This window comes from Wolbachia endosymbiont of Onchocerca ochengi (assembly GCF_000306885.1).
Classification (GTDB): domain Bacteria; phylum Pseudomonadota; class Alphaproteobacteria; order Rickettsiales; family Anaplasmataceae; genus Wolbachia.
Window position 1 is genome coordinate 17363 of sequence record NC_018267.1, and the last position, 13956, is coordinate 31318.

A 13956-nucleotide genomic window follows, 5' to 3' on the forward strand; every position below is an offset into this window, starting at 1 on the left:
CATTATCCAGATAATCTACCTTAATCTAGTTTTCTAGCTTTTTCTTTACTACTATGATAGAAAATAATACATATAAAACCATCGAAAGTAACACATTAACTACAACTTGCTATATATCTAAAGCTAATAATTTTCTACTGTCTTTTGAAACTTTTTTCCTGTCTTTTTTACTTTAATAGTTGTTATTATCATAGTTAAATTTGTCATATTAAAATGTGAGCATATCTACCAAACAAAGAATTAATATAATATATCATAATGACAAAAAACTCCAAAAATCTAAATCTTCATCACTAAATACATGTATAATTTAAAAATTTTCAAGTTACCTGTTATTCTTTGCATTATACTAATCATTTCTATTTCCTGGACTGTGTCCATTAGTTGAGTTTAGGCCCTGCATAGCAAATTCTTTTACACAAACCCTCTAAACTTTCTGCTCATCCCAATCTGGGATGTTTTTGCGTATCATGAAACCATAAAAACTTTGAACATCATCGCTACTATCTGACTTTTTCACATAAGCTGACGCATATCTTTAAAGTACTATTATCCACTAACGTAAACACTTTTTCTAAAATTAATAAATACTTACTTTAATAAAGTAATATTCTTTTATCAACTTGAATATAATTTAATATCCAGTTAGCATTCTTTCCACCAATTCTCTTACTGTTGGTATGTAACCATTTTCATAAAATGGATCTTGCTTGAATTTGTATACATTATGCCCAGAAAACATGAGTTCATTTTCAATATCACCGTCATGCATAATGCTTTGCAGTGTCTTTTGTATACAGAAACTTCGTGGATCTGGCTTTCGACCTGTTGAATGATTACCATGATCTTTCCAATTACTAAACAAACAATGACTCAAACATCCCATACAATTAATTTGATCTTGTCTTATTTTCGCAAATTTATCTGGTGTTACAAAAATAACAGTTGTATCTGGAGTTTTCATTGCTTTTGTATATCCTGCTTCAGTCCATGCATTTACCAGTTTTTTATCTTTTGCAGTCAAATAGATTTTTCTACCCCTTGCACCAACTACAAATTCACTACTAAATTCTTCACTGGCATTTTCTGAAAATTTCACTTGACGTAAGTTCCGCTCCTGCAATTCACGTATGAAATTATTTTTCAGTGCAGATGAGTAAAATCCTGTTGGACTAAACTTATTTAAAAATACGTCACCTTCTTCTAAAGTTAACAACTTATTCTTCCACTTCAAAGAAATTGGGCTTTCCTTAGTCAAAAGTGAACGAGTACCAAACTGAAAAGCTATTGGTCCGATTTGCAAATTGTCAAGCCAGTGTTCCCAATCTTTTAAATGCCATACTCCTCCTGCCATAACAATCGGCGCTTTAGAAAGACCGACCTCACTCATAAAAGATCTAAGTTCTGCAACCCTTTCAAACGGAGCTTGTGGTAGCGTCGGGTCTTCACTACTACTAAGCCCATTATGTCCCCCAGCAAGCCATGGATCCTCATACACCACTCCACCAAGCAAAAAAGAAGATACTTTTTGGTAAGCACGCTTCCATAATGCTTTAAAAGCACGTACCGATGAAATAATAGGGTAATAATAGACCTGATATTTGGCTGCAATTTCTCCAAGCCTGTAAGGCATACCAGCACCACAAGTAATACCATGCACTAAACCTCTCGCTTTTTCTAATATGCCATGAAGTACACGTTCTGCTGCCCCCATTTCCCACAGCACATTCATATGTACCCTTCCACAGCCTTGTGATATTTCATTCGCTATTTTTGCCTGACTAATTCCAGCTTCAATGCTGTATTCAATCAATTCTTCATGTTTTTCATTTCTTGTTTTGCCTTTATAAATTAGCGGTACCAACTCACCATTGTCATCAATAAGCTTAGCATTTACACCAGAAAATGTACCAACAGCACCAGCCGCAGCAAACGCCCCGCTTGATCTTCCGTCACTAATTGCAATACCTTTACCACCCTCAATGATTGGCCATACTTCCTGTCCTGAAATCATTATTTTTTTTATCTTATTTTTCAAGTCTTCCTCATAATTTTTCGTTCTATTCTACTTAATTACTAAAAAAACAATAGCTGTTTATTTTCTCTTAACATAATTAAAGTCTACGCAAACAAATTTGAGTTTTAAATGGACATATAAAAAACAACTACTGTAGATATATAGCTTTACTAATATATTTTTAGCATATGGTTATAGGTTTAGCAGGTGAAATTGAAGTAAGAAAGAGTTTTGTAGCTAATTGCTTTAAAAAATTTTGTGCCGTTGTGTTTAACACTAATTTTATCGTATACCAGCTTTACAAAGTAAATAAGGGCATAATAAGTTACACAGAAGAAAATTTTCCTATAGTGGTAGTAAATGGTGAAATAGATAAAAAACAGTACTATCTAAATATCTTCTAGCTTATGATGAAAATTGAAAGCAATTTCAATCTTTAGTTCATCTACTGTGCAAAATGAACTGTGATTCTCTATTGCTCAGGAAAAGAAGACTGATAAGAAACTTTTAATTTTGGATATTCCTCTTTTGTTAGAAACAAAACTTTGTTTATATTGCGACTCTATTGTTCTTATCCATGCAGACAACATTATACAAGTTCAAAGGCTAATTCAACACAACATAGACAAAGAAAATCTGAATCTGATTTCTAATATTCAATTATCTATTAAGAAAAAAGAAGGATAAGTGACTTTGCTATTAATACCAGTACAAACAAAGAGTATGTTCTTTTTCAAAGAAAAAATATAATGGATTTGTTAAATTCCAGCAGTTGACTTCAACTTACAACCTGTATTTATCAAATTACTCCGAATTTCAGTTATATTATTCGTAAATTTCACTACCGAGATTTCAAACTTTGAGCTTGCATTCAAAAATGATTCAACTGACTTACCGAAAAAGTCATACCTCCACCCTTTAAATAGTTTATCCATTTGTCCAGATATCGAACCAACTAATTCATCCTTTGAAGAAACCAATTTTCTTGATATGTTATTTTCTTTACACTTGCTCTCTAGAATAACTGAAAGTATATCAAACACAGACCTATCATGACTGTTTAACGAAGTATAATTTTGTTGTATAAAATCTTTTTCATTCTCATTGAAAATATCTACAAATTCTAACAAATCTTTCTCCTTTACATTTTTTGCGTTCTTCTTGAGATTTTCTAAAATCTCATCAACACGCTCTACGTTTCTCTCAATAAACCCAGCTATTATAGAATTATTAATTATTTTATTACGATTCGTATTATAGCGCTGTGCTAAGGTCTCTTGCCATTCACTAACTGCTTTAACAGTCAACGTTAATCTCGGATTTACTCCATGATTAAACTTAATTCTCTTCCATGCATCTTTTGGACTTTGCAAATACTTATTTATATCAACCACTGATTCCATCTCTTCTCGAAACCAGCCCATTCTATTCTTTTCTTCAAGCTTATCGTGCAATATTTGATGTAGATCATATAGATGAACTACATCACTTACTGCATAGTTTAACTGATCTTCGGACAATGGACGCTTCAACCAGTCTGAATTTTTAGCTTTAACCTTATTCAGCACTATTCCCTGATATTGTTCCACTACTTTTGAGTAACCAATAAAATTATAGTAATAATGACAAAACATAGCAGCAACTTGGGTATCAAAAATGGGAGCAGGTATACACTTAAATACAGTAAATAAAGATTCTATGTCTTGCCGACAGCTGTGAAATACTTTAATTATTTCTCGATCAAGCATGACTTTCTTAACAAATGATAAATCAATCTCTGGCGCTAACACATCTATAACAAAACTCCTTTCCTTATAAGAAATTTGAATTAATGACAATTTAGGATAATAGGTTAAGTTATTTCTAACGAACTCTGTGTCAACAGCTATAAATTTTGGCTTTTTCGCTATTAGCTCCCTACATATATTATTCAGATCCGACATTGTGCTAATTAGCATATATTTTTCATTTAATAATGCGATTTTACCGCTTGAATTAAATTTTTGCAACCAGTGACTTCTGGTAGAACTTTCTATCGCTTATATTCCCCCATAAAAGTCTTAGTTAAAGCACATGAAAACTATTTACAATCAAAGCTTAACCTGATAAATTAAAAACAGTTTATTCCTCGGTAGCTCAGTGGTAGAGCAGTTGGCTGTTAACCAATTGGCCGCTGGTTCGAATCCGGCCCGGGGAGTCATGCTAAAACTTTAATAAAATATAAATTTGTTACGGTAGCTTATTTTCATCGCTTATACATACAGTCTTCTGCTTTTAATTACTAGCTAAAAATTCCATCTTCTTTCCACAATTTGTTAATTTTCTACTGTTTTTCTCAGAAAATTAGGTGCTTCTTTACAATTTTGAGGAAAGTAAATAAATGAATTTTTGCAACGCTAGGAGAACCGTTTTCTGCATAAATATAGTTAATCTAATTAAGATTTTTTAATATTTAATATGAAAAAAATAGACTTTAGCCACCATTATTTATCTAATTGTAGATTAGAAGAATTGTATAACTACAATCTGCCCTAGCTCTTTATAGCAACACTTGAATTACTTACTAAACGTATATCAAGGAAGAACACTTTTACTTTTTATATACCAAAAATTCTTTTTAAAAGGCTGATCACAACCTTAAATCAAAAAATTTAGAAGGAGCCATAACCACAAGAGCCTTAATCCTGTATATTATAATACAAGATTTATCAAAAAAAATTCAATGTCAAAATCAGTAATATATTTATAACTCTAAACTTGGTAAATTTTTAGTAAAGAGAAGTACTCCTGAAGTGAGTATTACCCAAAGTACCGATATTGGTAGAAACACTTTCCAACCAAGACGCATTAGTTGATCATACCGATAACGAGGTACAGTTGCCCTAACCCAAATAAATATGAATAATAGTAAAACTATCTTCAAAACGAACCAAACTAAACCTGGTATTTTATACAGCAAATTAAATTTCATAGGAGGATACCACCCTCCTAGAAAAAATATTGTCATCATAGCACTTGCTAAAATCATGTTAGCATATTCTCCAAGAAAGAAAAGAGCAAAAGGCATTGATGAATACTCAACGTTATATCCAGAAACAAGCTCTGCTTCAGCTTCCGGTAAATCAAAAGGGTGGCGATTAGTTTCTGCAAGAAGTGAAATAAAAAACACTATTGCTATAGGCATTAATAACATATCAACCCAAAATGGCATATTATGCTTTACCACTACCATTTCTCCGAGATTTAGTGTACCAGTTATAATAACAATTGTAGCAGCTATAAGGCCTATTGAAACTTCATATGAGATCATTTGAGCAGCTGACCTTATGCTACCTAAAAATGCATAATTAGAATTACTAGACCAGCCTGCAATAATGATACCATATATTCCCAAGGAGGATATAGCTAGGACATAGAGCACTCCGACATTAATATTTGCCATTGCCTTAGGAATTACTACTTGCTGCCCATTTTCTATAATTACTTTAGCACCAAATGGTACCACTGCCCATGCAATTAATGCTAAAACAAAGGTAAGAATCGGAGCCATGATGAATAATATGGTATTTGCTCTAGACGGTATTATTGGCTCTTTGGTTAGTAACTTAATAGCATCTGCAAATGGTTGTAATAGTCCAAAAGGTCCAACAACACTTGGACCATGTCGTAGTTGAATTGCACCAATAACTTTGCGCTCAAAATACACTAAATACGCAACTGAAAGCAGTAGCTGCACCAAAATGAATAAGATGTTAACTAGCGTGCTCATAAAAGGCTTTAGTACAATCTGCCATTATTTTTGAAGCGCGACTTATTGGATCTGTCATATAAAAATTACACTCTTTTAAAGTAAAAGGTTTACTGCTTAAGATTATTTTTTTACTGCAATTAGTTAAAATTAACTTGTTTTTTACCACTTGATCAGCATTCCTAAACTGTGGACCGATAGTATCTAATTTTTTTCTCACATCAAATAAACTATCATATGGCAAGGGGAAACCCAAATATTGGGATAAATTCTTGATGATTAACCAATCTTCCTTTGCTTCGCCAGGGGGAAGTACAGCTAAATTCGTTCTTTGGGCTCGACCTTCAGTATTCACGTAAGTTGCATATTTCTCTGTGTACGCAGCCCCAGGTAAAATAATATCTGCTACATGTGCTCCTCTATCGCCATGATGACCTTGATAAATTACAAATGTATTCCCTAACTTTGATGTGTCGATTTCATCCGCACCAAGAAGATAAACAACTTCTATCTCACCACTCTCTGCTTGCTTTAATATTTGGTTGATGTCTTTTCCACCATTTTTAGGGACAAATCCAATATCTAATCCACCAACTCTTGCTGCGGCTTTATGCAAAACATTAAAACCATTCCAGTCATCTTTAACCATATTAAATTTTTCTGCAATTGAAATGGCTAAAGCTAAAATTGACTCGGAATCACTTCTTGTTAATGCGTCTTGACCTACAATAAGCATAGGGTTTTGGGCAGCACTCAATAGCTCGCAAAATTTATGATCTCCATTTACTATTTCATTCAAGATATTAGGATTATTACCTAACTTTTCAACACAATATAAATACTCAACATCAGGACCAACGCTTGCAATAGGGAAATTCCCTTGTAAGTATCTTTTTCTTATACGTGCATTAATAATTGGGGCCTCTACTTTAGGATTTGTATTTATAAGTAAACATAAGTCTGCATTTTCTATATCCTCAATGGTGGTGTTAAACACATATGATCCACGATTGTCTGATATAAGTTTTGCTCCATCCTGTCTACAATCTAAATTTGCTGATCCAAGCTTATGCATCATTTCCTTTAGTAAAAGCATAGATTCACAATCTGCTAAATCACCTGCAACTGCAGCTATTTTACTTGGTTCTGTACTCTTTAGCTTTTTTGCAGCAACTGTTAATGCTTCATTCCAATCAACTGAAACTAATTTACCATTTCTCTTTATATAAGGTTGATCGAGACGTTGCACTTTTAGTCCATCGTAAGCAAAACGAGTTTTATCTGATATCCATTCTTCATTGATTTCTTCATTAAGTCTCGGTAATATTCGCATAATTTCAAGACCGCGATAGTCAACCCTGATTGCACTTCCTACAGCATCAAGTACATCTATAGTTTCACAATGTGATAGCTCCCATGAACGGGCCTTAAACAAGTAAGGCTTCGAAGTTAAAGCCCCTACAGGACAGAGATCTATGATATTTCCAGATAATTCAGAGCTGATGTACCTTTTCACATAAGTACTAATCTCCATCTTTTCTCCTCTACCAATTCCTCCAAGTTCATTTGTACCTGCTACATCAGACAAAAACCTAATGCACCGAGTACAATGAATACATCTATTCATTGCAGTTTCAATCAGTGGCCCAAAATATTTTTTTTGTACGGCCCTTTTATATTCATCAAATCTACTTATTCCTTTTCCATAAACCATTGTTATATCTTGTAGGTCACATTCACCACCTTGATCACAAATTGGACAGTCAAGTGGATGGTTAATAAGCAAAAACTCAAGCACACCTTCACGTGCTTTTTTAACTTTCGGAGTATCAGTGTGGATAACCATACCTTCTACAACTGGTGTTGCGCAAGAAGCTATCGGTTTTGGAGGTCCTCCCTCAACTTCAACCAGACACATTCTACAGTTGCCAGCAATTATTAAACGCTCATGATAACAAAAGCGCGGAATTTCAACACCTACGGTTTCGCAAGCTTGAATTATAGTAAACCCAGGCTCTACTTTACATTCCTTAGAATTAATGGTAATCTTAACCACAAATTTAAACCCACTATATAGCTTCCCATTTTATAGGGCTACCACTTATTTCATCTTCAACCAAATTACCATCGTCATATTGAGCAGACATATAATTTACACGTGAATCACGATCTATATATCTGACTGGTTTTACTGGTTTATCTTTATACATTTTTTGTTCAGCTTTTTTACGCTGAGTAGGATTATTTTTACTAGCTGTTTTTTCTTTTCCGCCTATTACCATATAGACTCCTAAAAATTCTTTATTTTCATTTTAACACTTGAGTATATAACGTCAATATTAAATAACTTTAAAGTTTTAATTAATAAGCAACCACTAGTAACCAAAGAAAAATATCAGCTAGGCTTATAAGCTACGGCTAGCATTTTTATAATTTCACCATAAAAAGTCTGCTTACGCTGATTAAGTTTTATAAATACTATGGTTGAATTAGTACAATTATAAAGGCATCCAGAAACATAGTAAGAATATAGTATAAAACAGAAAATTATAAATAGCCCAAATACCATTTTTTAAAAAGATTTTATTGTTGTTTACATCAGAATGATGTTTATAAGAGTATATCCGCATTTTTTTATATATACCACGCAGTAACTTTCCTGAAGGGCCACTAAGCTTTGCTGCCATTAATATATTAAAATATTACACTAATAGTAGTATCACAAGCATGATCATACAGATAACCAGTTTTAAGTATCATTGTATTATTATATAACGCAGGTGAATAATGTAGAAAAAATAGAAAAAACTTGCACAAATACTATTCTTGCTATAGAACAATACCAATTACAAATACTAAAGATAGTGTCAAAATTCCTGAATAACTCATATTTCAATATCCATAAACTTTATATATCTTACGATGTTTAAACTAGAATAAAGAAAGATATGTTATTAAATAATTGTAAGCACCCTTATCTTTATATAAAGTACTCAGATGACATTCTTGGTGATTAGCAACGTCGACGATCTACTGTATCATATTATCTTTTATTAGATGCATGAGCAAGAAACCTACTACTAAAACAAATGGTATTACAATAAGTAAAATACAATACTGCGTCAACATATAACGTAGAAGAACCTTGCTTGAGTTAACTATAGCTAAAATTTTGCAGAAAACTATATTGCAATTCAATTAATTGACGTATAAGCTTTAAATAAAGCCTATGAAAAAAATGGAAGTTTGTTATTCGTTTGACGATATACTTCTTTTACCAGCTCATTCTAATATATTGCCTTGTGATACGGATACAAAAACTTATTTAACAAACAATATAGAACTCAACATCCCTCTTATATCCTCTGCAATGGATACTGTTACCGAATCAGACTTTGCAATAACTATTGCTCAGCATGGTGGAATAGGCTGCATACATAAAAACCTATCAATAGATGAACAAGTTTCAGAGGTTAGAAGGGTAAAAAAATATGAAAGTTGGATTGTATACAATCCTATTACAATTTCCCCAGATAAAACAGTTGCGGAAGCAATTTTATTAATGAAAGAGTATAACTACTCCGGTATTCCTGTAGTTGACCAACATAGGTTAGTTGGCATCCTCACTAACCGAGATTTAAGGTTTATTGAAGACCGGAACATAAATATAAAAGTCTCTGAAGTAATGACAAAAGATAAGTTAATTACGGTGCGGGAGCAAGAAGTGAACAGTGCTTCAGCAATGAAATTGTTACATGAAAATAGAATAGAGAAACTTTTAGTCATAGATGAGAACTCTTGTTGTATAGGATTAATTACAATTAAGGACATTGAAAAATACAATAAGTACCCCAACTCATGCAAAGACAGCAAAGGACGACTAAGAGTTGCTGCTGCAATTGGCACTGGTAAAAAGGATGGCATTGAAAGGTGTGAAGCTTTAATTGGAAAAGAAATTGACGTAATTATTATAGATACTGCTCATGGTCATTCTGAAAATGTTATTAATACCATTAGGGAAATAAAAGCTATGTACCCAAACACACAGTTAGTAGGTGGAAACATTGCTACAAAAGAGGCTGCTGAAGCGTTAATTGATGTGGGCGTTGATGCAGTAAAGGTTGGCATAGGACCTGGATCAATCTGTACAACTAGAATAGTTACAGGTGTTGGTGTACCACAATTTTCCGCAATTCAAAATGTTGCAGAAGTATGTAAGGCAAGAAAAGTAAGATTAATTGCCGATGGTGGTATAAAGTACTCAGGAGACGTTGCAAAAGCTATTGCAGCTGGCGCTGACTCTGTAATGATTGGTTCACTTTTTGCAGGCACTGACGAAAGTCCAGGTGAAATTATCACATATAAGGGTAGAACATACAAATGCTACCGAGGAATGGGATCTATTAGCGCAATGAAAAGAGGCTCAGCTAGCCGTTATTTTCAAGACAAAGACTCAAAGCTAAAATTAGTCCCACAAGGAGTAGAGGGAAGAGTTCCATCTAAAGGTCCAGCTTCAGGAGTAATTCATCAATTAATTGGTGGACTACAAGCTGCAATGGGATACACTGGTAATAGGAGTATAGAAGAAATGAGAAAAAACTGTAAATTCGTTACTATCACTTCATCAGGATTAAGAGAAAGTCATGCTCATGATATAATCATTACACAAGAGCCTCCAAACTACTCTCACCAAGCATCTAATTTATCAGCCAACTCAGAGTGAAGTTATATAGTTGTGTAGTTAATCATATTAAGCTAATGTCTTTAGCACCAGTGGTAAGTTCGATTTATCCAGTCCACACTAATTATAAATGTTAAGAAATTTACCAAAAAAAAGAGAAAATGTAAAAAACCATAGTGTTGGTTTTAGCTCTCTAATTATAATTAAAGCTAACATTCTTTCTTACACTTAACTTAAGTGAGGTTTGGCTAAATATAGAAAAACTTTTGAAAACATATAGCTACTATAATTTTATGTAACTTGCAAAAAAATACCTTAAGTTTTTTACTGAATTTTATTACTGAATCTGCAGATCAAAAAGAAATTTTAGAATTAGAAACACTCTTAACTCTAAGAAAATAAGGTTGCTAGACTTCGTTAAGTAACTTCCATGGCAGTTAGCTACTTTCCACTAACAATCATTTTGCTAAATATTAGCATCAAGATACTCTCTGATCTTCTTTAAGTCTTCCCAAGCTAAACGTTTTTGCGATGGTTGACGAAGTAGGTAAGCTGGATGAAATATAGCAATTGTAGTAATTGAATGGAATAAATATTGGTTAGTATAAGTATGAAATCTACCACGTAAGGTTGATATAATTTTCGTGTTATCAAGAAGACTATAACACGCGATTCCCCCAACTAAAACCAGAATCTTCGGTGAAATCAGTACAATATGTTTTTCGACAAATGGCCTACATATATCAAGCTCTAAGTTAGTTGGTTTTCTATTACCTGGTGGACGCCAAAATACAACATTGCTTATATATACTTTAGTGCGGTCGAGGTTTATTGCATTTAACATTTTATCAAGCAGCATTCCACTTGCGCCACAAAATGGTATGCCTTGCAGGTCTTCACTTGCACCTGGAGCTTCACCAATAAGCATAATTTTTGCATTTGGATTACCATCGGAAAAAACAGTATTAGTTGCAGTTTTTTTTATCTCACAACCTTCAAACGATGTAACTACACTTCTTAGTTCACTTACACTATTACACTTGCTTGCAAGCTTTCTCGCCTCAATTACCCAATCACTTGGAAACATAAATTGTTGCCCTTTTCTTTGGGTTTCAGCCTGAATGGTAGTGGACTGTATAAACTTACTTTCTTTTTCTTCCTTTACTTCCTTTTCCTCTTCGCTCTCTGTTAACGTACAATCAATACCCTCTTCGTAGTAGAATCTCAATAATTCCAGATCTTCATTACTCATAGCGCCTCTTAACCTTTTGTGCTTTTTTCATAGCTATATCATACTTTAATTTAGATAAATGTCTAATATATAATATACCATTTAAATGATCTATCTCGTGTTGAATACATCTTGCAAGCCAACCACCAGCTTTTAGCATCTGCCCTTCATTATTTAAATCTTTATACTTTACAGTTAAATATTTTGGACGTCTGATTTCATAATTTTGCTCAGGAATTGAAAGACATCCTTCTTTAAGAATTATTTGCTCATCAGATAACTCTATAATTTCAGGATTAATCATACAAAATTCACCGGTTGATTCATGTCCTGCTAACCCACTTTCAACATCTTCTAACTGGACATCCATAACAAAAACCCTCTTCAACACTCCAACTTGCACTGCAGCAAGGCCAAAACCCTCTGCATCATACATAGTTTCAAACATGTCGTTTACTAATTCTCTAATTTCATCGTTTATATCTATTACTTCACTAGCACGTATAGTTAACTTTCCATCGGGGGCAATTATAATTGGCAGTTTAGGCATAAGGCTATAATTTTATATTTTATTTTTTCTCTTGTCCAGTATTTAAGGTATATTAAAATGTTGCTGTACTCCTACAATTACAATAGAAATATAAATTATTAAAGCAAGCTACAATTTAAATGAAATTCTATAATAAGATTAACTAATGTACTCTGCAGTAATAGTAAAACCAAAAAGAAACACTTTTGCTGTTTTAGATATAGGTACAACAAAGATTATTTGCCTAATTGTTGAGATCAGTGGAAACCTTAACTACAAAATAACAGGAACAGGTTATAAGATTGCAGAAGGTATAAATGGTGGATCAGTAACTGATATAAAACATGCAAATTGCTCTATCTCATCAACTATAGCTCTGGCTAAACAAATATCAGAGAAAACCATAGACCAAATATACGTTAATGTTGCTGGATGCGGAATCTCATCTTTCAATACACATAACGAAATTATTACAGCTAATCATGAAATTTCTGACCGAGACATAAAACGTGTAGTCTCTCAAACATTTGAGAAATACATTGAAGAAAACATTATCATTCACAATATACCACTGAAATATCAATTAGACGACATGACTGATATAAAGGAGGTCAGTGGTTTATATGGGAAAAAACTATCTGCTGACATGAATGTTGTTACTGCTTCGCGTCCGGCACTTACCAACATTGAAAATTGTATAATCAATAATGACGGAATAAGTATGGCTGGTTGTGTTGCTTCTGCGTATTCTGCTGGTTTTGCTTGTCTAAGTGAAGATGAAAAAGAGCTCGGAACTGCTATTGTTGATATAGGGGGTGGATATACTGCAGTCGGAATTTTCAAGCGAGGCAAGCCCATATATGCAAGCAGTATTCCAATCGGCGGTGTTCATATCACTCGAGATATAGCTTATGGGCTATGCACAAGTATAGAATATGCAGAACGTATAAAAATATTGTATGGTAACACTATTATAACCTCAATAGATAAAAACGAATATATTACAGTGCAAAATAATGAAAATGATGAACCAATTCAAGTGCCCAAGTACAAACTTGTTGATATCGTAAGACCAAGAGTTGAAGAAATACTCGAACTAGTAAAAGAGCAATTTCAAGAACAGAAAAACCTAATTAATAAAGTAATCATCACAGGAGGAACAAGTCAGCTCACAAGCATGAAAGAGATTGCAAGCTACGTATTCAATAAACAAGTCCGTATTGGGTATCCTGAATCTTGTAATGGTCTCGAAGATGAATACAATAAAAATCCCATATTTTCTGCTGCTATAGGTTCCATAAAACTTATAATTGACACTTTTTACAAAAATAATGCTAGAATGCTCAATCACGATAGTAAAATAGGTAAATTATACCACTGGGTAAAATCAAAGATTACAGCTTAGTGACCTTATCAAGAGAAAGTGAAGAGAAAGATAACTCGCTTCATAGAAAGGCATATACCATTGCTACATGCAATGATATGATATAATAATTAGAACTTTAACCTAAAAGTAGTGACCACAATCAATGCACTAACTTCACCTAGAACGCCAAACGACTCACTTTATTTCTAACTTTTCCTTCAACAAAACTTTTGGCTTTATTAACAATCCTTTCTATACGTAGTGCTTTTTTAATGTTTCATAATGTTGTAAGAAAATTCCATAATTTTTATCATCTATTCAAAGATTAGTATAATCACCTCTCGCTTTCACATAATAAAATTAAGATAAAAAATTATTATTTTA

The 13956-nt window shown here is 33.1% G+C and carries 9 protein-coding genes, 1 tRNA gene and 1 pseudogene; 4 read left to right on the top strand and 7 right to left on the bottom strand.

Features of this window, described 5'->3' with window-relative positions; translation table 11 throughout:
* Positions 1 to 634: 634 nt before the first annotated feature.
* Positions 635 to 2038, bottom strand: coding sequence for an NAD(P)H-dependent flavin oxidoreductase (locus WOO_RS00100; protein ID WP_044135370.1), 1404 nt, complete (start codon positions 2036 to 2038; stop codon positions 635 to 637).
* A 167-nt stretch (positions 2039 to 2205) separates the two neighbouring features.
* Here WOO_RS00100 and coaE point away from each other — a divergent pair.
* A pseudogene (gene coaE / locus WOO_RS00105) lies at positions 2206 to 2793 on the top strand (dephospho-CoA kinase).
* Here the strand turns inward: coaE and WOO_RS00110 are convergent.
* Positions 2776 to 3975 (bottom strand): ribonuclease D, encoded by a 1200-nt coding sequence (locus WOO_RS00110; protein WP_014868690.1) that lies wholly within the window; start codon positions 3973 to 3975, stop codon positions 2776 to 2778. The pseudogene coaE and the gene WOO_RS00110 sit on opposite strands and share 18 nt — an antisense overlap.
* Positions 3976 to 4142: 167 nt before the next feature.
* Here WOO_RS00110 and WOO_RS00115 point away from each other — a divergent pair.
* Positions 4143 to 4214: transfer RNA gene (locus WOO_RS00115), tRNA-Asn, on the top strand.
* Between the two features lie 546 nt (positions 4215 to 4760).
* On the opposite strand, the gene nuoH is transcribed toward WOO_RS00115, so the two are convergent.
* From nuoH to WOO_RS00130, 3 genes are read right to left on the bottom strand one after another with little or no spacing between them, the layout of a single operon-like run.
* Positions 4761 to 5786 carry an NADH-quinone oxidoreductase subunit NuoH gene (nuoH, locus tag WOO_RS00120; RefSeq protein ID WP_014868691.1) on the bottom strand — a complete coding sequence of 342 codons (1026 nt, stop codon included), beginning with the start codon at positions 5784 to 5786 and terminating at the stop codon, positions 4761 to 4763.
* Positions 5770 to 7821: an NADH-quinone oxidoreductase subunit NuoG gene (gene nuoG, locus WOO_RS00125; RefSeq protein ID WP_014868692.1), complete on the bottom strand. Its 2052-nt coding sequence runs from the start codon at positions 7819 to 7821 to the stop codon at positions 5770 to 5772. The genes nuoH and nuoG overlap by 17 nt, the downstream gene beginning before the upstream one ends.
* Positions 7822 to 7834: 13 nt before the next feature.
* On the bottom strand, positions 7835 to 8047 hold the full coding sequence (locus tag WOO_RS00130; RefSeq protein ID WP_014868693.1) for a hypothetical protein: 213 nt from the start codon (positions 8045 to 8047) through the stop codon (positions 7835 to 7837).
* A 947-nt stretch (positions 8048 to 8994) separates the two neighbouring features.
* Between WOO_RS00130 and guaB the strand changes: the two genes are divergently transcribed.
* The gene (guaB, locus tag WOO_RS00140; RefSeq protein WP_014868695.1) at positions 8995 to 10488 is read left to right on the top strand and encodes an IMP dehydrogenase; all 1494 of its coding nucleotides are present in this window, start codon (positions 8995 to 8997) and stop codon (positions 10486 to 10488) included.
* A gap of 424 nt (positions 10489 to 10912) precedes the next feature.
* Here the strand turns inward: guaB and WOO_RS00145 are convergent, their stop codons facing one another.
* Together WOO_RS00145 and def are read right to left on the bottom strand one after the other, a co-directional pair.
* A complete protein-coding gene (locus tag WOO_RS00145; RefSeq protein ID WP_014868696.1) occupies positions 10913 to 11698 on the bottom strand; it encodes a uracil-DNA glycosylase in 786 nt (261 codons plus the stop codon).
* Positions 11691 to 12227 carry a peptide deformylase gene (gene def, locus WOO_RS00150; protein ID WP_014868697.1) on the bottom strand — a complete coding sequence of 179 codons (537 nt, stop codon included), beginning with the start codon at positions 12225 to 12227 and terminating at the stop codon, positions 11691 to 11693. The genes WOO_RS00145 and def overlap by 8 nt, the downstream gene beginning before the upstream one ends.
* Before the next feature lie 145 nt (positions 12228 to 12372).
* Between def and ftsA the strand changes: the two genes are divergently transcribed.
* Positions 12373 to 13611 carry a cell division protein FtsA gene (gene ftsA, locus WOO_RS00155; RefSeq protein WP_014868698.1) on the top strand — a complete coding sequence of 413 codons (1239 nt, stop codon included), beginning with the start codon at positions 12373 to 12375 and terminating at the stop codon, positions 13609 to 13611.
* Positions 13612 to 13956: the final 345 nt, after the last annotated feature.

Bases quoted from the DNA above. Each gene is read 5' to 3' on its own strand.
- WOO_RS00110 (WP_014868690.1), bottom strand. From the start codon at position 3,975: ATGCTAATTAGCACAATGTCGGATCTGAATAATATATGTAGGGAGCTA.
- nuoH (WP_014868691.1), bottom strand. From the start codon at position 5,786: ATGAGCACGCTAGTTAACATCTTATTCATTTTGGTGCAGCTACTGCTT.
- WOO_RS00130 (WP_014868693.1), bottom strand. From the start codon at position 8,047: ATGGTAATAGGCGGAAAAGAAAAAACAGCTAGTAAAAATAATCCTACT.
- guaB (WP_014868695.1), top strand. From the start codon at position 8,995: ATGAAAAAAATGGAAGTTTGTTATTCGTTTGACGATATACTTCTTTTA.
- WOO_RS00145 (WP_014868696.1), bottom strand. From the start codon at position 11,698: ATGAGTAATGAAGATCTGGAATTATTGAGATTCTACTACGAAGAGGGT.
- def (WP_014868697.1), bottom strand. From the start codon at position 12,227: ATGCCTAAACTGCCAATTATAATTGCCCCCGATGGAAAGTTAACTATA.
- ftsA (WP_014868698.1), top strand. From the start codon at position 12,373: ATGTACTCTGCAGTAATAGTAAAACCAAAAAGAAACACTTTTGCTGTT.